The organism is Streptomyces sp. NPDC002623, assembly GCF_053592635.1.
Genome location: NZ_JBSFWB010000001.1, coordinates 142,581 through 165,061, shown reverse-complemented (window position 1 = coordinate 165,061; position 22,481 = coordinate 142,581). Strand labels below are relative to the sequence as shown.

Annotated in this window: 22 protein-coding genes; 6 read left to right on the top strand and 16 right to left on the bottom strand. The window is 69.4% G+C overall.

The annotated features are described in order from the left end of the window. Nucleotides 1–163 precede the first annotated feature (163 nt). Together ACWD4O_RS00670 and ACWD4O_RS00665 are read left to right on the top strand one after the other, a co-directional pair. Entirely contained in the window at nt 164–565 is a 402-nt protein-coding gene (locus tag ACWD4O_RS00670; protein WP_451276003.1) for a hypothetical protein, read from the top strand. Nucleotides 566–644: 79 nt separating this feature from the next. Beyond that, nucleotides 645–1,634, top strand: coding sequence for a hypothetical protein (locus ACWD4O_RS00665; protein WP_451276001.1), 990 nt, complete (start codon nt 645–647; stop codon nt 1,632–1,634). A gap of 50 nt (nt 1,635–1,684) precedes the next feature. Here ACWD4O_RS00665 and ACWD4O_RS00660 read toward each other — a convergent pair whose 3' ends face one another. The 4 genes from ACWD4O_RS00660 to ACWD4O_RS00645 form a co-directional block, all read right to left on the bottom strand. After that, nucleotides 1,685–2,773, bottom strand: coding sequence for a tyrosine-type recombinase/integrase (locus ACWD4O_RS00660; RefSeq protein ID WP_451275999.1), 1,089 nt, complete (start codon nt 2,771–2,773; stop codon nt 1,685–1,687). Continuing rightward, nucleotides 2,770–3,996 (bottom strand): hypothetical protein, encoded by a 1,227-nt coding sequence (locus ACWD4O_RS00655; RefSeq protein WP_451276707.1) that lies wholly within the window; start codon nt 3,994–3,996, stop codon nt 2,770–2,772. Before ACWD4O_RS00655 ends, ACWD4O_RS00660 begins: the two co-directional genes overlap by 4 nt. 182 nt (nt 3,997–4,178) lie before the next feature. Continuing rightward, nucleotides 4,179–5,531: a class I SAM-dependent RNA methyltransferase gene (locus ACWD4O_RS00650; protein WP_451275997.1), complete on the bottom strand. Its 1,353-nt coding sequence runs from the start codon at nt 5,529–5,531 to the stop codon at nt 4,179–4,181. A gap of 169 nt (nt 5,532–5,700) precedes the next feature. Further along, nucleotides 5,701–7,761 (bottom strand): APC family permease, encoded by a 2,061-nt coding sequence (locus ACWD4O_RS00645; RefSeq protein WP_451275995.1) that lies wholly within the window; start codon nt 7,759–7,761, stop codon nt 5,701–5,703. A gap of 415 nt (nt 7,762–8,176) precedes the next feature. On the opposite strand from ACWD4O_RS00645, the gene ACWD4O_RS00640 reads away from it, so the two are divergent. Both ACWD4O_RS00640 and ACWD4O_RS00635 read left to right on the top strand, forming a co-directional pair. Beyond that, nucleotides 8,177–8,845, top strand: a complete 669-nt coding sequence (locus ACWD4O_RS00640) for a potassium channel family protein (RefSeq protein WP_351909651.1) — start codon at nt 8,177–8,179, stop codon at nt 8,843–8,845. Next, nucleotides 8,845–9,513 (top strand): potassium channel family protein, encoded by a 669-nt coding sequence (locus ACWD4O_RS00635; protein WP_351909649.1) that lies wholly within the window; start codon nt 8,845–8,847, stop codon nt 9,511–9,513. The genes ACWD4O_RS00640 and ACWD4O_RS00635 overlap by 1 nt, the downstream gene beginning before the upstream one ends. 79 nt (nt 9,514–9,592) lie before the next feature. Here the strand turns inward: ACWD4O_RS00635 and ACWD4O_RS00630 are convergent, their stop codons facing one another. From ACWD4O_RS00630 to ACWD4O_RS00595, 8 genes are all read right to left on the bottom strand, one after another. Beyond that, on the bottom strand, nt 9,593–10,348 hold the full coding sequence (locus tag ACWD4O_RS00630) for a DUF3159 domain-containing protein (protein WP_451275992.1): 756 nt from the start codon (nt 10,346–10,348) through the stop codon (nt 9,593–9,595). Between the two features lie 3 nt (nt 10,349–10,351). Then, on the bottom strand, nt 10,352–10,750 hold the full coding sequence (locus tag ACWD4O_RS00625) for an OB-fold nucleic acid binding domain-containing protein (protein ID WP_358795597.1): 399 nt from the start codon (nt 10,748–10,750) through the stop codon (nt 10,352–10,354). 81 nt (nt 10,751–10,831) lie between these two features. Then, nucleotides 10,832–11,548 (bottom strand): response regulator, encoded by a 717-nt coding sequence (locus ACWD4O_RS00620; protein WP_451275990.1) that lies wholly within the window; start codon nt 11,546–11,548, stop codon nt 10,832–10,834. After that, a complete protein-coding gene (locus ACWD4O_RS00615) occupies nt 11,542–14,094 on the bottom strand; it encodes an ATP-binding protein (protein WP_451275988.1) in 2,553 nt (850 codons plus the stop codon). Before ACWD4O_RS00615 ends, ACWD4O_RS00620 begins: the two co-directional genes overlap by 7 nt. A gap of 252 nt (nt 14,095–14,346) precedes the next feature. Next, nucleotides 14,347–15,525: an alginate lyase family protein gene (locus ACWD4O_RS00610; RefSeq protein ID WP_451275986.1), complete on the bottom strand. Its 1,179-nt coding sequence runs from the start codon at nt 15,523–15,525 to the stop codon at nt 14,347–14,349. A 270-nt stretch (nt 15,526–15,795) separates the two neighbouring features. After that, complete coding sequence (locus ACWD4O_RS00605) at nt 15,796–16,572, bottom strand: DUF3710 domain-containing protein (protein WP_351909637.1); 777 nt, start codon at nt 16,570–16,572, stop codon at nt 15,796–15,798. Nucleotide 16,573: 1 nt separating this feature from the next. Then, nucleotides 16,574–17,125, bottom strand: a complete 552-nt coding sequence (dut, locus tag ACWD4O_RS00600) for a dUTP diphosphatase (RefSeq protein WP_451275983.1) — start codon at nt 17,123–17,125, stop codon at nt 16,574–16,576. Continuing rightward, nucleotides 17,122–17,706: a PaaI family thioesterase gene (locus ACWD4O_RS00595; RefSeq protein ID WP_351909633.1), complete on the bottom strand. Its 585-nt coding sequence runs from the start codon at nt 17,704–17,706 to the stop codon at nt 17,122–17,124. Before ACWD4O_RS00595 ends, dut begins: the two co-directional genes overlap by 4 nt. A gap of 58 nt (nt 17,707–17,764) precedes the next feature. Here ACWD4O_RS00595 and ACWD4O_RS00590 point away from each other — a divergent pair, with 58 nt between their 5' ends. Further along, on the top strand, nt 17,765–18,229 hold the full coding sequence (locus ACWD4O_RS00590; protein WP_450945443.1) for a DUF3093 domain-containing protein: 465 nt from the start codon (nt 17,765–17,767) through the stop codon (nt 18,227–18,229). Nucleotides 18,230–18,256: 27 nt separating this feature from the next. Here the strand turns inward: ACWD4O_RS00590 and ACWD4O_RS00585 are convergent, their stop codons facing one another. The 4 genes from ACWD4O_RS00585 to ACWD4O_RS00570 all read right to left on the bottom strand — a co-directional run bounded on the left by ACWD4O_RS00585 (nt 18,257) and on the right by ACWD4O_RS00570 (nt 21,821). Next, nucleotides 18,257–19,222, bottom strand: coding sequence for a hypothetical protein (locus tag ACWD4O_RS00585; protein WP_451275981.1), 966 nt, complete (start codon nt 19,220–19,222; stop codon nt 18,257–18,259). Nucleotides 19,223–19,235: 13 nt separating this feature from the next. Beyond that, a complete protein-coding gene (locus ACWD4O_RS00580) occupies nt 19,236–19,532 on the bottom strand; it encodes a DUF4193 domain-containing protein (RefSeq protein ID WP_003993510.1) in 297 nt (98 codons plus the stop codon). Between the two features lie 396 nt (nt 19,533–19,928). After that, complete coding sequence (locus ACWD4O_RS00575) at nt 19,929–21,161, bottom strand: sensor histidine kinase (protein WP_451275979.1); 1,233 nt, start codon at nt 21,159–21,161, stop codon at nt 19,929–19,931. A gap of 6 nt (nt 21,162–21,167) precedes the next feature. Next, the gene (locus ACWD4O_RS00570; RefSeq protein ID WP_003993508.1) at nt 21,168–21,821 is read right to left on the bottom strand and encodes a response regulator transcription factor; all 654 of its coding nucleotides are present in this window, start codon (nt 21,819–21,821) and stop codon (nt 21,168–21,170) included. A gap of 423 nt (nt 21,822–22,244) precedes the next feature. Between ACWD4O_RS00570 and ACWD4O_RS00565 the strand changes: the two genes are divergently transcribed. Next, a complete protein-coding gene (locus ACWD4O_RS00565; protein ID WP_351909625.1) occupies nt 22,245–22,418 on the top strand; it encodes a hypothetical protein in 174 nt (57 codons plus the stop codon). The last annotated feature ends 63 nt before the right edge of the window (nt 22,419–22,481 follow it).

The window sequence follows — 22,481 nt, the reverse complement described above, 5'->3', positions numbered from 1 at the left end:
ACCGCGGTGGGATCCGAGCCCAAAGAGCAGCGCCGACAAGCTGCTCGACGGGTTCGACCCGGTAAGCCACATACACCATTGGCTGACGGGAAGCGCTCCGAGGCTGCTCATCGGCCCTACCTTGGTGGTCTGCCCGCAGCTCGTCGAGGTGGAGCCGAAGTTCGTGAAGTACACGCTGACTGAACAGCAGGCTGACATGCTCCGCCAGATCGCTGCAGCGTCGAGTGCCGTGCCCATCGCTCCCAAGAGTTCGAACACGACTTGGGCCCTTGAGCAGCGTGGGCTGATCAAGCGGAGCTGGCGTGGTAGCGGGCACATCGCAGTGGTGACTTCGGACGGTCGCTACTTCATCAAGCACGGCAAGCATCCCAAGGAGATCCAAGCCGAGAAGGAGCGCTTGGCCGGTGATGCCGAACAGGCCGAGCGCGCTCCTGCCGACGGAGCCGAGCTGATCGCGCGACTCCAGTCCGCCACTGCTGGCAAGCTCACCGTCCCTGATCCGGACCCGGTGGCGGTGGCGGTGGCGGTGGCGGTGGCGGTGGCGGTGGCGGGCGGCCTACTATGACGCGCTCCATCACGGTCACGTACCGGGAGAGCTCAAGCTGCGCTGGACCGGACGGCAGCACGGTGACTGTGTCTTCACGTTGGTTGACGAGGAAGCCGAGAAGGCTGCGCAACCGCCGCCGGTGCCGACCATCGATGTCCCCGACGTTCTGAACCGTCCTCATCAGCTTGTCCGGGCGACGCGCAAGGCCCTCGGCAGGTCCAAGACTGTAGTGGACACCCGCCAGGCACCCGAGGTCATCCCTCTGCAGTTGTCACGGGAGCACCTGGACCGCGCCCTGCGGATCATGCACGCGCTCCTGACCGAGGCGGAAAGCCGCGGCTACCAGGTGGAGACCCGGACCGATCTCGATCGGGGCCAGGCCGTGCACAAGGTGGTCATCGTCATCCGCGGACGCGCTCTCCCGCTCGCGATCACAGAGCAGACGACCAAGGTGCCACACAAGCCGACCGCTCAAGAGATCCGTCAACAGCAACACAATCCCTGGACTCGTATCCCCCAATACGATCACGATTTCAACGGACGCCTCGACCTCGGTGCGCCCGCCAGAAGCTGGTACCAGCATTCGTACACCTACAGGGACAGCGCACGGTGGACACTGGAGTCCCGCCTGGCGCACCTTCTGCACGATCTCGAACAGCGCGCCGCGGCGGCCGAACGCCAGCAGCGGGAAGAGGAACTCCGCAAGGCCGAGCAGCGACGCCGCTGGTACGCGGCAGTTGCACAGGCACGGGAGCGGCAAGTCGAGCGACATCGAGCGAACGTCCTGGTCGAGCAGGTGAAGGCACTGCATCAGGCCAACGAGATCCGCGCCTTCTGCCGCGCAGCCCGTACGAGAGACGACGACGCGTCCGCTGCGGCGGAGGAACTGGAGTGGTTGCAATGGGCTGCGGCATACGCAGACCGGATTGATCCACTGTCCGCGCCGCTGGCCACTCCGCCGGATCCTCCAGCCAGCCGTGAGGCTCTGCGCGAACTCCTTCAGGGCGATCTCTACACCCACTCCTGGCCGTTCGACAGCCAGGGGCGCTGGACGCCGCCCCAAGAGGAGGTCGCACAGCGCCCCTGATCAGGCAAGCGCCTCCGCCCTGTCCATGAGGGGACAGGGCGGAGGATCATTCATGCGGCGATGGTGAGCGGAACGTCCAGGCGCTCCCAGGCACCAAGAACGGCCTTGTGCGCGTCCGGTTGAAGGTGAGCGTAGCGCTGGGTGGTCTGAAAGCTCTCGTGCCCAAGGAGGTGCTGGACCTCGTAGAGCGAAACCCCCTTCTGGACCAGCCGCGAGGCCCAGGTGTGGCGCATGGAATGCGGCGGGTAGTGCGGGACGAGTTGCTGCTCGCCGTCGGTGTCGAAGTAGTAGGCGCCTTCGACGGGGGGCCAACAGGTCTGCCGACGCCGATTGCTGTCGGCAAGGAGGCGGCCGGCACGGCCCTTGGTGATAGTCGTGAACACCACGGCATCCCGGTCGAGCCGGTGGATGTGGCGTTCGAGGGCTTCCAGGACGTGAGGCGGGAGCGGGACCTCTCTACAGCTCTTGGAGCTCTTGGGGTACTCCTTGATGCCGCTCTTGCTGTTGACCTCCACCACGAACAGGCGCGAGCGGCGCTGGTCGATGCGGTGGCGATGCAGGCCAGAGAGTTCTCCCCAGCGCAGTCCCGTGTAGAAGCCGAGCAGGCACATCGTCCGCCACGCGGCGGGGAGTTCGTCCGGGATGCTCTGCGTCTGGTCGAGGGTGAACCACTGCGGCGACTTGACCGCGATCTGGGGCAATTCGATGTTGCGGCACGGGGTCACCGCCAGGACATCGTCATCGACGGCCGCACGCATCATGGAGGACGTCAGGTTGTAGGCCCGCTTGATCGCAGCGGCCCCCGCGCCCTTCTCGATTAGGGTTCGGATCCAGCTCTGGACGTCCATGCGGGTGATGGCCCGCATCTCCCAGTCCGCCCAGTAGGGCATGACGTGGTTCTTGATATTGGAGGCGTCGCCACGAAACGTGTGGGGCTCAACGACGCGGGCGTTCCACCAGCGGTCGTGCCACTCGCGGAACGACATTTCCCCGGCTCGCGGATCGCGCATGCCTCCGCGGGCGAACTGGGTCTCCATCTCGATGCCCCAGGCGCGCGCCTGCGCCTTGAGGGGGAACGACTCGCTGAACCGGTCTCCTGCCCGGTTGCGTACGGTCGCCTGCCACTTCCCGGACTTCAACTTGCGTAGGTACGAGGCACTACTCCTTGTTTGAGGTGACGGGCCTGGGATGGGCCAGGGTCAGCGGCGGACTGCTGGCGGTACGACGGCGCGGCGGCTGATGAACTCGTCGAGGCCGGCCGCGGGGACCCGGACGCGGGACCGGCCTGGTCCGGTACGGAGGTCGACGACAGGCAGGTCGCCGGCAGCGATGAAGCGGTAGACGGTGCGGCGGTCGACGTCCAGGGCGGCGGCGACGGCGGGGATGGGCAGGAGGCGTGCAGGCATGAAGGGACCTTGAGGTGAGGTGGGGTGGGCCGAGCACCCGGCGAGTCGGGCAGCCGGAGCGTCGGCCGGTGCATGGCGTCCGGAAGGGCCATGGCCTCGGCCAGATGGTCCCAGTCGATCTCCCTGCGCCGGGCATCCTCCACCGCTCGCGCCTCGATCTCCCCGAGAACCAGCCCCAGAGACTGTTCAAGGGTCCGACTCTTACGGTCCCGCCAGCGGCCGGATCTGCCGGTCAGCCCGTGCGCGACCTCTACGACCAGACGCGCGGACCGCTCCGGATCCGTGGACTCTGGAAACTCCTGCCTGATGGTGACCGGATACTCGAAGCCGCCGACAACGACGTCCACCCCGCCCTCACGCGGAAAGTAAGACGACCCGACCTCCCGTACCTCGTGCCCTCGCCGCGCCGCCTCGGCGGCCAGCCCCTGAAGCATCAGAAGCGGCCTGCGGCGCAGCGCAGGCGGCATCACCAACTGCCTCGCGTTGTCCTTGAGCGCAGCTACAACCGGGTGAAGGGACGCCAGCCGAATGGGGGCCCAGACCGCCGACGCGCCCGCCTTCGGTCGCTGAATCCGGGCATTGGGATGCGGGCCCTCCGCGAGGAAGAACTCCAGCCCGAGCAGACCGTACGGCACCTTCTCGATGCGCTTGCCCACCGGCTCCATGCCGTGCCGTTTCGCGTAGTTGATGACGCGCCGCCATTCCGCGATCTCCTCATCATCGGCATGGGCGAACCGGACGTGCCCTTCGGCGAGGAGCCGTTCGACCAACTCGCGAGCTTTCGCACGCCACGCACGGGCGACGGGCCGCTCGCTGTACGGCGCCGGAGACTCAGCCAGCACCGACGGCTCACCGCGGTCAGCAGGCTCCGCTTCGTCGGGATAGCGGCCATGACGGAGATAGAAACGGCCGGCCTCCGTGACCTCCACAAGGGCAGCACCGCCGCCCTTGTCCACCGTCAAAAGCCCACGGTCACGCAGGGCACGCGCCGAGCGCCACTCCCCCGGCGCCCAGGCTCCTGGATCCTCACCAGCCACGAGCCGCTCAAGCAGCGCACACTGCCGTTCGTTCGGAGCAGGCCGTCGTTCCACAGCCTCCAGCCCACACCGCACATAATGTGCCCGCATGAAACCGCAGGTCAGGCACCCTTTGCGACCGGTTCGAGGATGGCAACGCACTCCACATGATGCGTCATCGGGAACAGATCGAACGCCCGCAACGTCCGCACCCGGTACCCCCCGTCCCGGAAGTACCCCAGGTCCCGGGCCAGTGCGGCCGGGTCGCAGGCGACGTAGGCGATCCTTCGCGCTCCCAGCGACGACAGGTGCTCGACCGTCTTCTTGCCGGCGCCGGAGCGGGGCGGGTCGAGGACGATGAGGTCGACCTCGGTGATGCCGGTGCGCGGCAGGACCGACTCGACCTTGCCCTGTTCGATGCGGACCCGGTCGAAGGCCGCGAGGTTGTGCCGGGCGTCCTCGACCGCGCGCTTGCCGGACTCGATGCCCAGGATCGCGCCCTTGTCACCGAGGCGGTCGGCAAGGGCGCCCGCGAAGAGGCCGACGCCGCAGTACAGGTCGAGCGCCATCTCGCCCTTGCGCGGCATCAGGCCCTGCATGACGGCCTTGACCAGGGTGTCGGCGGCCTGCGGGTGGACCTGCCAGAAGCCGCCGCTGCCGACGCGGTAGGTGCGGCCGTCGGCGCGCTCCCGCACGAAGCCACGACCGTGGACCCGGTGGATGCCGCCGTCGTGCTCCTCGACGCGCATGACGGAGACCGGCCTGTTCAGCTCGACCAGGGGCAGCCGCGCGCCGGGCTTCGGCTCCAGGATCACCATGCGGTCCTGGGAGCCGGTGGCGGCGATCGCGTCCACCGACGCCATGCCGGACCAGTCGCGCTCCTCGATGCCCAGTTCGCTGACGCCGGGCGCGGCGATCATGCAGTGCTCGATCGGCTCGACCTCGTGGGAGCGGTGGCGGCGCAGTCCGGCGTTGCCGTCGGCGTCCACCGCGTACTGCACCCGCGTGCGCCACTGCGGCACCTGGCCCGCCGGCAGCTTGTCGCCCTCGGCCGGCATCACGGTGCCGTCCCAGCCGGCCTCCTCGGGCGTGAGGCCCGCGAGCCGCAGCAGCTGCTCGGCGATCACCTCGCCCTTGAGGCGACGCTGGGCGCCGGGCTTCGCGTGCTGCCAGTCACAGCCGCCGCAGCGGCCGGGCCCGGCGTACGGACAGGGCGCCTCGACCCGGTCCTTGGAGGCGTCCAGCACCCGCACCGCGTCCGCGCGCAGGAAGCGGGCGCCCTCCTCGCCGTCGGTCACCCGGGCCACCACCCGCTCGCCGGGCAGCGCGTGCCGGACGAACAGCACCTGGCCGGACTCGGTGCGGGCCACACAGTGGCCGCCATGGGCGACGGGGCCGATCTCGACCTCGTACTCCTCGCCCACCAGCGATACCGCCTGCGCTTCCGCCTGCGACTTCTTCGGTTCTGCCTGCATGGCGGGGTGACTCCACAACGTCGAACGAGGAACGGCCGGACAACAGCCCACCAGTCTACGTGGCTGTCGTCCGACCGTTCACCACGAGCCGGAGCCCGATGCCCGGCAAGCGGAAGGCGGAACGTGGAGCTCGAGCGCGGAGCTCAGAACGCTGAGCCCGGAGCGCGGGTCAGCTCTTGGCGTCCGTGCCCGACGGCTCCTTCGGCTGCCCCTGCTGCGCGGGGCCGCGCCGCACCGCACCCGGGGCGCTCCACTCCTGGCGCTTGCCGGCCCGCTTCTTGGCCGCCTCCGAGGACTGCAGCTGGTAGGGGACGGACGTGACCATGACGCCGGGCGTGAACAGCAGCCGGCCCTTCAGCCGGAGCGCGCTCTGGTTGTGCAGCAGGTGCTCGTACCAGTGGCCGACCACGTATTCCGGGATGATCACCGACACCGCGTCGCGCGGCGACTCCCGGCGCAGGTTCTTGACGTACTCGATGACCGGCCGCGTGACCTCGCGGTACGGCGAGTCCAGCACCTTCAGCGGTACGTCGATCCCGCGCCGTTCCCACTCCGCGCGCAGCGCCTTCGTCTCGGCCGGGTCGACGTTGACGGTGAGCGCCTCCAGGGTGTCGGAGCGCATCAGCTTGGCGTAGGCGAGGGCGCGCAGCGTCGGGCGGTGGATCTTGGAGATCAGCAGCACCGAGTGGACCCGCGAGGGCCGCACGCTGTCGTCGCTGGGGCCCTCGGGGGCGACGAGTTCCGCGGCGACGCCGTCGTAGTGGCGGCGGATCGCGGTCATCGTCCCGTAGAAGATCACCATGCCGAGCAGGGCAACCCACGCGCCGTGCGTGAACTTGGTGACGAGGACGACGACCAGGACCAGGCCGGTGAAGAAGGCGCCGAAGGTGTTGATGGCGCGCGAGCGGACCATGTGACGGCGTTTGGCCTGGTCGGTCTCGGTGGCCAGGAGGCGGTTCCAGTGCCGGACCATGCCGATCTGGCTGAGCGTGAAGGACACGAACACGCCGACGATGTACAGCTGGATCAGGCGGGTGGAGTCGGCGCCGTAGATGACGACCAGCAGCATGGCCGCGCCCGCGAGCAGCACGATGCCGTTGGAGAACGCGAGGCGGTCGCCGCGGGTGTGCAGCTGGCGGGGGAGGTAGCGGTCCTGGGCGAGGATCGAGCCGAGCACCGGGAAGCCGTTGTAGGCGGTGTTGGCCGCCAGGAACAGCACCAGGGCCGTGGCGGCGGCGAGCACGAGGAAGAAGAAGCTGCCCTTGCCGAAGACGGCCTCGGCGACCTGGGTGATCACCGGGTTCTGGACATATCCGGAGCCGACGGCGGCGCCGTCCTTCAGCAGGTCCACGGCCGGGTTCTCGGCCATCCGGACCTTGGTCACCAGGGCCAGGACGATGATCCCGCAGAACATGGTGACGGCCAGCAGTCCCATCGCCGCGAGCGTGGACGCCGCGTTCTTCGACTTGGGCTTGCGGAACGCCGGGACGCCGTTGGAGATCGCCTCGACGCCGGTGAGCGCGGCGCAGCCGGACGAGAAGGCGCGCAGCAGCAGGAAGACCAGCGCGAAGCCGGCCAGGCCCTGGTGCTCGGCCTTGATCGTGTACTCGGCGGTCGGCGCCCGCATCTGGTCGTCCAGCACGAGACCCCGGAAGGCGCCCCACGCGATCATGATGAAGACGCCCGCGACGAACACGTACGTCGGGATCGCGAAGAGCTTGCCGGACTCCTTGACGCCGCGCAGGTTCATCAGCGTCAGCAGCACGATCACGGCGACCGCGCAGGCCACCTTGTGCTCGACGACGAACGGGATCGCGGAGCCGAGGTTCTCGATGCCGGAGGAGATGGAGACGGCGACGGTGAGGACGTAGTCGACGAGCAGCGCGCTCGCGACGGTCAGACCGGCCTTGGGGCCGAGGTTGGTGGTGGCCACCTCGTAGTCGCCACCGCCGCTGGGGTAGGCGTGGACGTTCTGCCGGTAGGAGGCGACCACCGTGAACATCAGCACGACGACCGCGAGGGCGATCCACGGGCTGAAGTGGTAGGCCGACACGCCCGCGATGGACAGGACCAGCAGCACCTCCCCGGGCGCGTAGGCCACGGAGGACAGCGGGTCGGAAGCGAAGACGGGTAGGGCGATGCGCTTCGGCAGGAGCGTTTCTCCGAGCCGATCACTGCGCAGTGCGCGCCCGATCAGAATTCGTTTGGGCACGTCGGTCAGTTTGGACACAACAGAGGATCGTAAGCCTTCGAACACGGGACCGCCCACCCTCCCCCGGACTCAGCCGGGTGACGGTTTCCCGCGTCTGCCTCCCGGGTGAAATCGGACGGGCCCGTGCCGCTGATTCCGCGGCCGCGCCGATCGCCATGTCTATATGACAATCCCCGCCCGCAGCCGCCCCCGGAGGTTCCCCTTGCACACGACCGCGGAACTCGTCGGAGCCATCGGCACCCTCGTCGGCCTCGGCATCCTTACCTTCCTCAGCCTCTGGAGCATCAGCCGACGCTGATCCCGAAGACTGTGCAGCACGGGGGTGCCCTGCGCCGACCGCGCGTGTGTAGCTTGGTCGACTGTCTGAGACCCTGTTCAGAGCCACGTCAGATTTTTATTGACCTCTTGACTTCTTGACCTCGGAAGGACGGTCGTGCACATCGTCATCATGGGCTGCGGCAGAGTGGGTTCCGCTCTCGCGCAGACCCTGGAGCAACAGGGGCACACGGTCGCCGTGATCGACCAGGACCCCACCGCCTTCCGACGACTGGGCTCCGGTTTCGGCGGCCGTCGTGTGACCGGAGTCGGCTTCGACCAGGACACCCTGCGCGAGGCGGGCATCGAGGAGGCCGGCGCCTTCGCGGCCGTCTCCAGCGGCGACAACTCCAACATCATCGCCGCCCGCGTCGCCCGTGAGATGTTCGGCATCGAGAACGTCGCCGCCCGCATCTACGACCCCCGGCGCGCCGAGGTCTACCAGCGCCTGGGCATCCCCACCGTCGCCACCGTCCGCTGGACGGCCGACCAGATGCTGCGCCGGCTGCTGCCCTCGGGCGCCGAGCCGCTGTGGCGCGACCCCACCGGGGGCGTCCAGCTCGCCGAGGTGCACGCCGCCCCGTCCTGGGTCGGTCACAAGATCAGCAAGCTGCAGGAGGAGACGGGCGTCCGCGTGGCGTTCCTGACCCGCCTCGGCGAGGCCATGCTGCCCACCTCGCAGACGGTCCTCCAGGAGGGCGACCTGGTCCATGTGATGCTGCGCAGCGACGAGGTCGAGAAGGTCGAGGCCTCGTTCTCCGAGGGCCCGAAGGAGGACGGTCACTGATGAGGGTCGCCATTGCCGGAGCCGGCGCCGTCGGCCGCTCGATCGCGGGCGAACTGCTGGAGAACGGCCACGAGGTACTCCTCGTCGACAAGGCGCCGACCGCCATCTCGGTCGAGCGCGTCCCGCAGGCGGAGTGGCTGCTGGCCGACGCCTGCGAGATCACGTCACTGGACGAGGCGGCCCTGCAGCGCTGCAACGTCGTCATCGCCGCGACCGGCGACGACAAGGTCAACCTGGTCGTCTCGCTGCTGGCCAAGACGGAGTACGGCGTCCCGCGCGTCGTCGCCCGCGTCAACAACCCCAAGAACGAGTGGCTCTTCAACGAGTCCTGGGGCGTGGACGTGGCCGTCTCCACCCCGCGTCTGATGTCGGCCCTGGTCGAGGAGGCGGTGAGCGTGGGCGACCTGGTCCGGCTGCTCCGCTTCAGCCACGGCGACGCCAATCTCGTCGAACTGACCCTCCCGGAGGAGTCGGCGCTGGCCGGCACCCAGGTCGGCGACGTGGAGTGGCCGGAGGACACCTCGCTGGTCACCATCATCCGAGGCAACCGGGTCCTGACCCCGTCCGCCGAGGACTCCCTGGAGCCGGGCGACGAACTCCTGTTCGTGGCCGCCCAGGCGAGGGAGGAGCAGTTGGAGGACCTGCTGTCGGTACGCCGGGCTGAGTAGTTCCAGCCCGTCCGGCGCTTGAGGACAAGGCCCGTTCAGGGCCGACGGCGGGGGTCTGGGGGCGACAGCCCCCAGCACCTCAGCTGTCCCGACGGTGCCGCCCGGCCTCCGCGGCAGCCTTCTCCGCCTGCTTCTCCGCCTGCTCCTCCGCCTCCATCTCCGCGAACACGTCGATCGGCGCGGGCGCCTTCGCGAGGAAGACCCAGGTCAGCCAGACGGCGAGCAGGAACGGCGGGATCTTCAGGGCCACCAGCACCCAGCCCAGCTGCGCGGTGTTCGCCCACCAGTACAGCGGGAAGAGGATCGCGCACTTGGCGAGCAGGATCAGCCCCCACGCCCAACTGGCCTTGGCGTACGCCGCCTTGCGGCCCGGGTTGCGGGTGCGCCAGGAGAGGTTCTCCTTGAAGACCGGGCCGAGGATCAGACCGATCAGCGGCACCCCGCACAGCGTGGTGATGATGTACGCCAGCGCCAGCCCGAGCGTGTAGAGCATGCCCGGCAGATAGAAGTCCTTGGCGTTGCCGGTCATCATCGCGAAGACGACGCCGAAGGCGACGCCGAAGACTCCGCTGAAGGCGTGCTTGACCGTGTCCTTCATCGCCAGGCGGACCACGACCAGGACCAGCGACACCGCGAGCGCGGCGATCGCGGACATGTGCAGGTCCTTGTTGATCGTGAAGATCGTGACGAAGAGCAGGCCTGGCACCACCGTCTCGACCATGCCCCGCACGCCGCCGAACGCCTCGAACAGGGCGGCCTCGGTCACCGCCCGGGCGTCGGCCGCGGCGGTGTCCTCCGCGGTCGTGTCTTCGGTCGGCTTGTCGAGCGACGTCACCGGCTACTCCCTACCCAGGGGTCTCAGTTCGTACTTGGGGTTGAACAGCACCCGGCGGCCCCGGCTCATGGAGATCCGGCCCGATGCGATGAGCCGGCGCCCCGGCTCTATGCCCACTATGGAGCGTCTGCCCAGCCACACCACGTCCAGCGCGGCGCTGCCGTCGAACAGCTCGGCCTCCAGGGCGGGTACTCCGGCGCGCGGCCGCAGGGTGACCGTGCGCAAGGTACCAGTAACCGTGACGATCTGCCGGTCCTGGCAGTCTCCGATCCGCGTGCAACCGGCCGTCTCGGCGTCCTCGCGCAGCTCCTCGGACTCCAGGTCCTCCTGTGAGGAGGAGAGCCGGTCGAGCATGCGCCGGAACCGCCCCACCGGCTTTTCGGAACGAGGAACAGCACTCATGTCTGAAGCGTACCGGGGCTCACCGACAGAGCCGTAGCCGCTGCCGAACTCTCCGTCCGACCGACCGCCGAACCCGTGACATCAGCGCTCGAACCGGTAGCCCATCCCGGGCTCCGTGACGAAGTGCTCGGGATGCGAGGGGTCCGCCTCGAGCTTCCGTCTCAGCTGCGCCATGTACACCCGCAGGTAGTTCGTCTCCGTCCCATACGACGGCCCCCACACCTCCTGCAACAGCTGTTTCTGGCTGACCAGCCGGCCGGCGTTGCGCACCAGCACCTCCAGCAGATGCCACTCCGTGGGCGTCAGCCGGACGTCCTTCCCGGCCCGGTTGACCTTCTTCGCGGCCAGGTCGACGGTGAACTCGTCGGTCTCCACCAGCACCTCGTCCTCACCGCTCCCGGCGGGTTCGGCCCGGCGGACGGCGGCCCGGAGCCGGGCCAGCAGCTCGTCCATGCCGAACGGCTTGGTGACGTAGTCGTCGGCGCCCGCGTCGAGCGCCTCGACCTTCTCGTCCGAGGAGTGCCGGGCGGACAGCACCAGGATCGGCACCCTGGTCCAGCCGCGCAGCCCCTTGATCACCTCCACGCCGTCCATGTCCGGCAGCCCCAGGTCGAGGACGATCACGTCCGGGTGGCGGGCGGCGGCGAGCCGGAGGGCGGTGGCGCCGTCGTGCGCCGCGTCCACCTCGTACTTGCGGGCCTTGAGGTTGATCACCAGGGCGCGCACGATCTGCGGCTCGTCATCGATCACGAGCACCCTCGTGGGGGTCTGGGGTGTCCCCCCAGCCGGGCTCAGCATGAGGCCTGCCTTTCGGGTCGTACGGTCTGCAGTTCGGGGCGCGGTCCCGCCGCCGCGCGGACGGTGAGCACCATGGTGAGGCCGCCGCCGGGGGTGTCCTCGGCGTTCAGGGTGCCGCCCATGGCCTCGGCGAAGCCACGTGCGACCGCGAGGCCGAGCCCCACCCCGGCCCCGCGCGGGGCGTCGCCATGGCGTTGGAAGGGCGCGAATATCCGTTCCTTGGCCTCGTCGGGGACGCCCGGCCCACGGTCCACGACCCGCACCTCGACCCGGTCGGACATCGCGCTCGCCGACACCAGCACGGGCTCGCCGCCCGGACTGTACTTGACGGCGTTCTCCACGAGATTGGCCACCGACCGCTCCAGCAGTCCCGCGTCCACGGCGACCATGGGCAGCGTCTCCGGGATGTCCAGCTCCACGCTCTCCGCCGGATCCGGGACCCCGCCGAGCGCCATCGGCACCACCTCGTCGAGGTCGATCTCCCGGATGATCGGCGTGACCGTACCGGTCTGGAGGCGGGACATGTCCAGCAGGTTGCCCACCAGGTGGTCGAGGCGGTCCGCGCCGTCCTCGATGCCCTCCAGCAGCTCCGCCCGGTCCTCCTCGGACCAGGCCACGTCGTCGGACCTGAGGCTCGACACCGCAGCCTTGATGCCGGCCAGCGGGGTCCGCAGATCGTGGCTGACGGCGGCCAGCAGGGCCGTGCGGATGCGGTTGCCCTCGGCCAGCGCCCGGGCCTGCTCGGCCTCCTCCTGCAACCGCCGCCGGTCCAGCACGACGACGGCCTGCGCGGCGAACGCGGCCAGCACCCGCCGGTCCTCCGCGGGCAGCACCCGCCCGGTGAGCGCCAGCGCCAGGTGGTCGCCGACCGGCACGTCCACGTCCGCGTCCTCGGGCCGCTCGACCGGGTGTCCGAAGCCGACGTGGCCTGCGCGGGTCCACGGCGATCTGTCGTCCGCCCGCTCCAGCAGCGCCGCCGACTCCATGCCGAAGGTCTCGCGCACCCGCTCCAGCAGCGCCTCCAGGCTGGTCTCGCCCCGCAGCACGTTGCCCGCCAGGTAGGACAGGATCTCCGACTCGGCCCGCAGCCGGGCAGCCTGGTGCGTGCGCCGGGCCGCCAGGTCCACCACCGACGCCACCGAGACGCCCACCCCGACGAAGATCACGATGGCGACGATGTTCTTCGGGTCGGCGATCGTCCATCTGTGCAGGGGCGGTGTGTAGAAGTAGTTCAGCAGGAGCGAGCCCACGGCCGCCGAGGCCAGCGCGGGCAGCAGCCCGCCGAGCAGCGCGGCCGCGACGGTCACCGACAGGAACAGCAGCATGTCGTTGGCGAGGCCGAGGTGGACGGTGTTCAGCAGCAGCGCCAGCAGCACCGGGCCCACCACTCCGACCAGCCAGCCCCAGACGATCCGGGCCCGCCCGAGCCGGGCGCCCCGGGCCACCGGCAGCCCACGCCCCCTGGCGACCTCGTCGTGGGTGACGATGTGCACGTCGAGGTCGGACCCCGACTCCCGGGCGACCGTCGCGCCGACCCCGGGCCCGAAGACGTACTGCCAGGCCTTGCGGCGGGAGGAGCCGAGCACGATCTGTGTGGCGTTGACCCCGCGGGCGAAGTCGAGCAGCGCGGCCGGTATGTCGTCGCCGACCACATGATGGAAGGTGCCGCCCAGGTCCTCGACCAGGGTGCGCTGGACCGCCAGCTCCTTCGGCGAGGCCGAGGTCAGCCCGTCGCTGCGCGCGATGTACACGGCGCTCACCTCGCCGCCGGCGCCCTTCTCCGCCAGCCGCGCCGCCCGCCGGATCAGAGTGCGCCCCTCCGGGCCGCCGGTGAGCCCGACCACGATCCGCTCGCGCGAACCCCAGATCGCCGACACCCGGTGCTCACTGCGGTACTGCTTCAGGTACTCGTCGACCCGGTCGGCCACCCAGAGCAGGGCCAGCTCCCGCAGGGCGGTGAGGTTGCCGGGCCGGAAGTAGTTGGACAGGGCCGCGTCGACCTTGTCCGGCTTGTAGACGTTGCCGTGCGCCATGCGTCGTCGCAGCGCCTGCGGCGACATGTCGACGAGCTCGATCTGGTCGGCACGCCGGACGAACTCGTCGGGCACCGTCTCCTGCTGCCGTACGCCCGTGATCGACTCCACGACGTCGCCGAGGGACTCCAGGTGCTGGATGTTGACCGTGGACACCACGTCGACGCCGGCGGCGAGCAGCTCCTCCACGTCCTGCCAGCGCTTGGCGTTGCGCGAGCCCGGGACGTTGGTGTGGGCGAGTTCGTCCACCAGGGCGACCTGCGGGGCACGGGAGAGGACCGCGTCCACGTCCATCTCGGTGAAGACGCCGCCCCGGTACTGCAGCTCCCGGCGCGGGACCTGTTCCAGGCCGTGCAGCATCACCTCGGTGCGCGGCCGGTCGTGATGTTCGACGAACCCCACCACGCAGTCCGTGCCGCGCTCCACCCGTCGGTGCGCCTCGGACAGCATCGCGTACGTCTTGCCGACGCCCGGTGCCGCACCGAGGTAGATCCGAAGCTTGCCGCGTGCCATGGCCTCATTGTCTTCCAGTAACTGCTGCGTACGCAGCGTCGACCTTACGGCCAACAGTTCCGACATAAGGGACGAGCCGAGGGGCGAGGGGTGCCTTTGACGCAACCCTGACGCGGCGAGACGAACACCCGCGCCCCTCAGCCCTACATCGGACGAGCCCCCCGAATCGGTTCACACGAAGGTCACGCGAATCGGTTCAGGCACTTCGGCTCAGACACTTCAGCTCAGGCACTTCGGCTCAGACACTTCAGCTCACGCTGGATTGTCTCCGTGGGTCAGCGTCTCCCAGGCGACGAAGAGGTTGTTGCTGCCGGCCGGGCGGCCCTGCAGGGTCAGCGTCTGCGTGTTGGTCATCGCGATGCCCAGCCGGTTGTGCAGCGCGTTGTATCCGACCTCGGTGACCGGGCCGAGCCCCGTGTTCAGGGAGCCGCCGCACAGCCAGCTCGGGACGGCCGCGCCGAGCTGGTACCTGGCCTGGAAGCCGAGCGCCTGCCGCAGCCGTTCGCCGACGTCGGTGCCGTACAGGTCCTGACCCTGGATCCGGCTGGTCTCGGCGACGTGCGAGATCGCGGAGATGCCGTAGCCGGTGTGGGTGAGGTCCCGGCAGGTCTCCTGGGTCAGCCCGGTGACGAAGGTGCCCTGCCCCTGCCAGTAGGCGACGATCTTGTCCCGGGTGTTCAGGTTCTGGCTCGGCACGGTCTTGGGCAGCTCACCGTCGGAGGCCAGGTAGACATAGGCGGCCGTGCGGGTGCGGAACGTCGCCATGGCCTTGTCGTACGACGCCCGGTCCTCGAGGAAGACGGAGATGCCGAGCGCGGCCTCCGTCATCGACAGCTCCCAGTTCCCGTTGGAGTGGGAACCATTGATGATCTCGGGCAGGTAGACGTCCCGCAGCATGCTCGCGAAGCGGCCCGAGCCGGCCCAGCCGCCGGTGTACGTGTACTTGATGATCTCGGCGGCCCGCGGCCAGGACGAGCCCGCCCAGCCGGTCTGCAGGGGCGCGTTGCTGTTGGTGTGGTCCTTGATCACGCCGGACCAGGCGTCCATCAGCTCGATGGCCTTCTTCGCGTACCGCTCGTCCCGCGTGACGTACCAGGCGAGCGCGTCGGTGTAGGCCGCGAGGGCGTCCTCGCGCTCGTCCGTGCAGCCGTTGTTGGGGTTGGAGTAGGGCCCGCACTCGACGATCGCCCGGGGCTTGGGGGTGCGGCTCAGATTGGCGTACTTGCTCGCCAACAGCTGATCGAAGGCGCCTTTCCAGGGCTGGGCCGCGGAGTCGACCTTGCCCCGGACGAAGTCCAGTTGCGCCCGGGAGACGGTCACCCCGGGATGGGCGAAGACGGTCGGCGCGGCTTGGGCCCGGGGAGCGTTCGGGGACGTGAGAGCGCCCAGGACGAGGGCGGTGACGGTCACAAGGAATGCGGTTCGACGCACAGCGGCTCCGTTTCTTGTTCGTGTATGTGAACACAGAGCGCCCTTATGAACTCAGGCGTTGAGCGGAGACCGTAGGTCCAGACCAATAGGCCGTCAAGAGTTCGCGCGGGAAGGGACTCGAGACGAGACCCGGGACGAGACATGCCAAAGGGCCGCACCCCATGAGGGGTACGGCCCATTCAGTTCATTCGCACGGTCCGCCGCCGAACCAGGCAGCCCGGTCGGGCCGCCTGATCCACCAGCCGACCAGCCGACCAGCCGACCAGCCGACTATCGAACCTCGGTGATCTCCGGTCCGCGCTGCAGCTGGCCCATGCCGCCGGAGAAGCGGGAGCCCTCCTCCTGCTGCTGGACGCCCTCGGGCACCATCTGCGCGTCGTTCGGCAGCTTGAGGACGATCGGGTCCCGAGGCGCCATCGGGCCCTCGCCGCGGACCACGACCGTGTCCCGGAAGATGTTCTCGAGCAGACCGGCCGCCTGCGGCTGCACCGCGCCCTGGCCCGAGATCACCCCGCGCAGGAACCAGCGGGGACCGTCCACGCCGACGAACCGCACGACGTGGAAGCCGCTCTTGCCGTCCGGCAGCTGCACCGGCACCTGGGCCCGCAGCTCCCAGCCCAGCGGACCCTCGACCTCGTCGACGATGCCGCCCTGCTGGGTGATGCCGGAGCCGATCTCCTCGCGCACCTCGCCCCAGATGCCCTCGCGCTTGGGAGCGGCGAAGGCCTGCAGCTGAATGGCGCTGTCGCGCAGCACGACGGTCGCCGCGACGATCGCGTCACCGGCGACCTCGACCCGCAGTTCCATGCCGTCGACCCCGGGCACGAAGATCCCGCCGAGGTCCACGCGGCCGTCGGCCGGGTCGCGCACCTCCGAGTCGTCCCAGGGCCCGTCGGGCCGCGGCTCGGGCTCGAGCCGCACACGCTCGCGTGCGCCCTCGTCCTCGCCCTCTACGTCGTCCGCCTCAGTGTCGACACTGTCGACGACCTGCTCGGCCTCGCCGGCCGCGTCCTCGGCGGCACCCTTCTTCTTGCGACGTCCGAACACGTCACTGTCCTTCCCGGTCGGATACGACCGAAGCGTATCGATTCCCACCCGTCGCGCCGCCCTCGGCGGCCGAACCGCTTGTACCGCTTGCGCCGCCCACGGCGGCATGCCCGCCGGTGGACCCGAAGCCCCCTGCGGCCCGCGCCGAGTCGGGAAGTTCCGCCGCCTCCTGGAAGCGGACCCTCTCGACCTGCTGGACGACCAGTTGGGCAATCCGGTCGAAGCGCTCGAACCGCACGGACTCGCGCGGGTCGAGATTCACCACGATCACCTTGATCTCCCCACGGTACCCGGCATCAACCGTCCCCGGGGCATTCACGAGGGCGACGCCGCACCGTGCGGCGAGCCCCGAACGCGGGTGCACGAAGGCCGCGTACCCCTCCGGCAGGGCGATGCACACACCCGTGGGCAGGACGGCCCGCTCCCCCGGCGCGAGTTCCCGGCTCTCCGTGGTGCGCAGATCGGCTCCCGCGTCCCCCGGGTGCTCGTACGTCGGAAGCGGTACGTCGGGGTCGACACGCCGGATCAGGACGTTCAGGGAGTCACGGCTCACGGGTTCACCTCGAAGGCACGGCTGCGCCTGATCTGGTCCGGGTCGCTCATGGCGGCCTGGATCTCCTGCTCGCGGCCGTGGCTGACGAAGTGCTCGACCGCGACCTCGACGAAGAGCGCGTCGGCGCGGACGGCGACCGGACCGTCGGGGCCGCCGATCCGTCCGGTGGCGGTCGAGTAGATCTTGCGCCTGGCCACCGCGGTCACCTCGGCCTCCAGATGGAGCGTGGTGCCGACGGGCACGGGCCGTACGAAGTCGGTCTCCAGCCGTCCGGTCACGGCGATCGTCCGCAGCAGCCAGTTCAGCGAGCCCAGCGTCTCGTCCAGGGCGGTGGCCAGGATCCCGCCGTGCGCGAGACCGGGCGCGCCCTGGTGGGCGGGCTGGACGGTGAACTCGGCCGTGACGGTCACCCCCTCGCCGGCCCGCGCCTCCAGATGCAGCCCATGGGTCTGCTCGCCGCCACATCCGAAACAGTGTTCGTAGTGGGCACCGAGCAGCTCGCCGGGCGCCGGAGCGTCGGGGTGCCGAACGGGTTTCACGGCATCGGCCGGAGGCTCAAGAGCTGGGGAAGTACCACTCACAGCCGCAGACCTTACCCGCGCGTCCGGCGTATCCGGACACCGTGCCAAGCTTGGCTCCATGCAGCTCTCCGCCACCCCGTACGAAGAACGCCTCACCGCCCCCCGCTCCTGGTGGTTCGTCTCGTTCCTCGTGGGCGTCTCCATGGCCCTGATCCTGCTGCCCTTCGGCACCCTGCCGTTGCTCGGCGGCCTGGTCGGCGGCACCGCGGCCGCAGCGGTCGTGGCCAGTTCCTACGGCTCCCTCCGCATCCGCGTGGTGGGCGACTCCCTCATCGCGGGCGAGGCGAAGATCCCGGTCACGGCCCTGGGTGAGGCGGAGATCCTGGACCCGGAGGAGGCGCGCGCCTGGCGCACGTACAAGGCCGACACCCGGGCCTTCCTGCTGCTGCGCGCCTACATCCCGACGGCGCTGAAGGTGGAGGTCACCGACCCGGCCGACCCCACGCCGTATCTGTACCTGTCGACGCGGGAGCCGGAGCGCCTGGCGCAGGCCCTGAAGGCGGCGCGGGAGACGGCCGCGTAGCCGGAGCGCTCAGCGGCCCCCTCGGCCTCAGCCCCCGAGCTCTCCGGGGTTCTCGGGGTTCAAGGGGTTCTCGGGGATCTCCCCGACGGCCAGTGGATCCGCCGGTCTCTCCAGCGGCGGCAGTTCGGGCAGCTGGTCCCACGGCACCTGGATCTTCCTCAGGTCGGCCCGGACCTTCGCGGCCACGCGCCTGGTGTCCCGCCGGTTCATGACCGCTCCGACGGCGGCGCCGACCATGAACGGCATCAGGTTCGGCAGGTCGCGGACCATGCGCTTCATGATCTGCTGGCGCAGCTCGCGCTTCATCTGGCCGCCGAGCGCCGAGTTCACCGACGCCGGTTTCATGACGTCGATCCCGCGTTCGCCCGACCAGGAGCGCAGGTACGCGGTACTGCGGTCCTTGAGGTTGCCAGGAGGTCGCACGCCGTAGACCTCGTGGAGTTCGGCGATCAGTTTCAGTTCGACCGCCGCGACCCCGGTGATCTCCGCGGCCAGTTCGGTCGGCATCGCGGGCGGCACGGGAAGCATCGCCGCCGCCCCGATGCCCGCTCCGACGGTGGACGTGGCGTTCGCCGCGCCCGTCACGAGCTTGTCCGCGAGTTGCTCGGGGCCGAGGCCCGGGAACTGTCTGCGGAGCGTCTGAAGGTCCCGTACGGGGATCCGCGGGGCGATCTCGATGACCCGGTCGGCCAGGTGCGCCAGCCCCGCCCTGGCGCGGTCACCGCCCTTGCGGACGCCTTCCCGGGCCAGGCCGGTGGCCTTCTCCCGGATGACCGCCGCCCGTCGCCTGGCGACGGGGGCGGCATTCCGCGTCGGCACCGGGCGGTCACCCCGGTCGGTCGCGGGTTCGAGCGAGGCCGATCCTGCAGGGACCGCTCCCGTACCGGATGAGCCTCGCTCGTCGTCACGCACGCCGTGAGGGCCGCGGGAGGGCCCTTTGTCCGTTCCCCCCAGGGGGAAGCGGCGCTTCCGAGGAGGGGTCGAGCCAGTCACGGCCGACCCGTCCTCAGTCGCAGTCGCGGCAGATCGGCTGGCCGTTCTTCTCCCGGGCCAGCTGGCTGCGGTGGTGCACCAGGAAGCAGCTCATGCAGGTGAACTCGTCCTGCTGCTTCGGCAGCACCCGGACAGCCAACTCCTCATTGGAGAGGTCTGCACCGGGCAGCTCGAGCCCCTCTGCGGCCTCGAACTCGTCGACGTCGACTGCGGAGGCGGACTTGTCGTTCCGCCTGGCCTTCAGCTCTTCAAGGCTGTCGGAATCCACGTCGTCATCGGTCTTGCGTGGGGTGTCGTAATCGGTAGCCATTTCGCCTCTCCCCCTCTGGGTGTCTGCGGTGTCTCCAGCGCACGTAACGCGTGAGAGGCCGGACTTGTGCCCGCCTCGAGGCGGAGATTTTGCCTCACATCAAGGTCTGTTACTCAATCGACACCCAACCGAACTCCTCACGAGTGATCGGCGTGGATGGCGATCGGGACCGTACACGGTCCGAATGCCGCACTTCAAAGGCGTCTCACCGTGTACTTCCCGTGATCAGGACCCCCGAAAACCCGGATTTTCCGGGCCTTACGGCGACATTCATGATCACGGAGAGTAGATGGCCGGAAATTCGCCCTTGTGATCGATCACACACGGGAAAGCCGAGTAGGAGCCCAGAAAATTCCGCGCAAAGCGAACATCCCCGCGGGTGTCGGCGCAATGATCTCAGACAGGCAAGGTGACTCGCATCACCAGCCCACCCCCTTCACGCGGCTGGGCCGCGATATGGCCGCCGTGCGCCCGCGCCACGGACCGCACGATGGACAGGCCGAGCCCGACACCCTTGTCGCTGCCCGTCCGCTCCGTACGAAGCCGACGGAAGGGTTCGAACAGGTTATCGATCTCATAGGCCGGCACAACCGGCCCGGTGTTCGACACGACCAGGACTGCCTGGCCGTGCTGGACCTCGGTGGTCACCTCGACCCAGCCGCCCTCGGGCACGTTGTACCGTACGGCGTTCTGCAGGAGGTTCAGGGCGATCCGCTCCAACAGCACGCCATTGCCCTGGACGACCGCGGGCTTCTGCTCGCCCCGGATCACCACGCCCTTGGCCGCTGCTTCCCCGTGCACCTGGTCGATGGCCTGCTCGGCGACCTCGGCCAGGTCGACCGGCTTGCGCTCGACGATCTGGTTGTCGCTGCGGGCCAGCAGCAGCAGACCCTCGACAAGCTGTTCGCTGCGCTCGTTGGTGGCCAGCAGCGTCTTGCCGAGCTGCTGCAGCTCCACCGGCGCACCCGGGTCGGAGAGGTGCACTTCGAGCAGGGTGCGGTTGATCGCGAGCGGCGTGCGCAGTTCGTGCGAGGCGTTGCCCACGAAGCGCTGCTGGGCGGTGAAGGCGCGCTGCAGCCGCTCCAGCATGTCGTCGAAGGTGTCCGCCAGCTCCTTCAGCTCGTCGTCCGGGCCGTCCAGCTCGATCCGGCGGGACAGGTCCGAGCCCGCCACCGCGCGCGCGGTGCGGGTGATCCGGCCGAGCGGCGACAGGACGCGTCCGGCCATCGCGTAGCCGAAGGCGAAGGCGATGATCGCGAGACCGAGGAGAGCGAGCAGGGAGCGGCTGAGGAGGTTGTCCAGCGCGTGCTGGCGCTGCTCGTTGACGCAGGCGCTCATCGCGCTGTTGAAGACCTCGGGCGTGGCCTTCGTGGGCAGATCGCAGGTGCCGCTGGTGACGCTGCCCTCGGTGATCTTGAAGGGTAGGTCGCTGCCCACGTTCAGCGCCTGGGCCGCGAGCAGATAGATGATCGACAGCAGCACGATGCCGGCGATCAGAAACATCCCGCCGTACAGAAGCGTGAGACGTATCCGGATGGTCGGACGCAGCCACGGGAGCGATGGCTGCGGGCCCCTGGGATCCCATGTGGGTTTCGGGGGCGCCTTGGGCGGCGCAGGTGTCGCGGCCATGTCGCATCAGATCCGGTAGCCGGAACCGGGCACGGTGACGATCACCGGAGGTTCGCCCAGCTTGCGGCGCAGCGTCATCACGGTCACGCGGACGACGTTGGTAAAAGGATCGGTGTTCTCGTCCCAGGCCTTCTCGAGAAGCTGCTCCGCGGAGACCACCGCGCCCTCGCTGCGCATCAGCACCTCCAGCACGGCGAACTCCTTGGGCGCGAGCTGGACCTCCTTGCCGTCGCGGAAGACCTCGCGACGGTTGGGGTCGAGCTTGATGCCGGCGCGCTCCAGGACGGGCGGCAGCGGCACACTGGTGCGCCGGCCGAGCGCACGCACGCGTGCGATCAGCTCGCTGAAGGCGAAGGGCTTGGGGAGGTAGTCGTCGGCGCCGATCTCCAGGCCCTCCACACGGTCGCTGACGTCGCCGGAGGCGGTGAGCATCAGCACGCGCGTGGGCATGCCGAGCTCGACGATCTTGCGGCAGACGTCGTCGCCGTGCACGAGGGGGAGGTCGCGGTCGAGGACGACCACGTCGTAGTCGTTCACGCCGATGCGTTCCAGGGCGGCCGCACCGTCGTACACGACGTCGACGGCCATGGCCTCCCGGCGCAGTCCGGTGGCCACCGCATCGGCGAGCAGTTGCTCGTCCTCGACGACGAGTACGCGCACGTCGCTTGTCCTTCCTGTGTCCACCCGCGTAGCGCTCCGTGAGCGCACGCGAGCAGGGGCCTTGGTGAGTGTGGGCTTCCATCCTGCCCTTTTCGGCCATAAGTCGGCGGTAAGGCGGTGGGAGCGAGATGAAGGACGGGTGTGAAGCCCGGGAATGCGAGATTTTCTCGTCGGGTTGAGGTTTCCGTGGAAGGGAGCGGGGGGAGGACGGCTTTACACCCCGCGATCACGCTCTGCATGTGCCGCAGCACCATGCGGCACGCTGCGATCCACTTGCCGCAGAGTGGGCGTGGGTGTCCGGCACCGTCGCCGCCCGGCAGGGCAGCGCTGGGCACCTGTTGGAGACGTGATCGCCCCTTCCCGACCCGGCACACCCCCGTGCCATCGACCCATGACCCACGACCCAGGACGAGGGGGCGCAGCATGGACGCATTCACCGCAGGACTTCTGCAGCGCATAAGGGCGACCGAGTCCGACCTGACGCGGGCTCGCGACGAGGGCGACGACTTCCTCGTCGAGGTGGAGCAGGCCGAGCTCGACGACCTGCGCCGCCTAGCCGCCGAGCACGGTGTGGAGGTCGGCGCGACAAGCGTCTGAAGCAGTTCGCATGACGAAGGGGCCCCGGCGAATCCAGCGCCGGGGCCCCTTCGCGTGTCCGGG

Bases quoted from the DNA above. Each gene is read 5' to 3' on its own strand.
- ACWD4O_RS00650 (WP_451275997.1), bottom strand. From the start codon at position 5,531: ATGCAGGCAGAACCGAAGAAGTCGCAGGCGGAAGCGCAGGCGGTATCG.
- ACWD4O_RS00635 (WP_351909649.1), top strand. From the start codon at position 8,845: ATGAGGGTCGCCATTGCCGGAGCCGGCGCCGTCGGCCGCTCGATCGCG.
- ACWD4O_RS00625 (WP_358795597.1), bottom strand. From the start codon at position 10,750: ATGAGTGCTGTTCCTCGTTCCGAAAAGCCGGTGGGGCGGTTCCGGCGC.
- ACWD4O_RS00620 (WP_451275990.1), bottom strand. From the start codon at position 11,548: ATGCTGAGCCCGGCTGGGGGGACACCCCAGACCCCCACGAGGGTGCTC.
- ACWD4O_RS00615 (WP_451275988.1), bottom strand. From the start codon at position 14,094: ATGGCACGCGGCAAGCTTCGGATCTACCTCGGTGCGGCACCGGGCGTC.
- ACWD4O_RS00590 (WP_450945443.1), top strand. From the start codon at position 17,765: ATGCAGCTCTCCGCCACCCCGTACGAAGAACGCCTCACCGCCCCCCGC.
- ACWD4O_RS00580 (WP_003993510.1), bottom strand. From the start codon at position 19,532: ATGGCTACCGATTACGACACCCCACGCAAGACCGATGACGACGTGGAT.
- ACWD4O_RS00575 (WP_451275979.1), bottom strand. From the start codon at position 21,161: ATGGCCGCGACACCTGCGCCGCCCAAGGCGCCCCCGAAACCCACATGG.
- ACWD4O_RS00565 (WP_351909625.1), top strand. From the start codon at position 22,245: ATGGACGCATTCACCGCAGGACTTCTGCAGCGCATAAGGGCGACCGAG.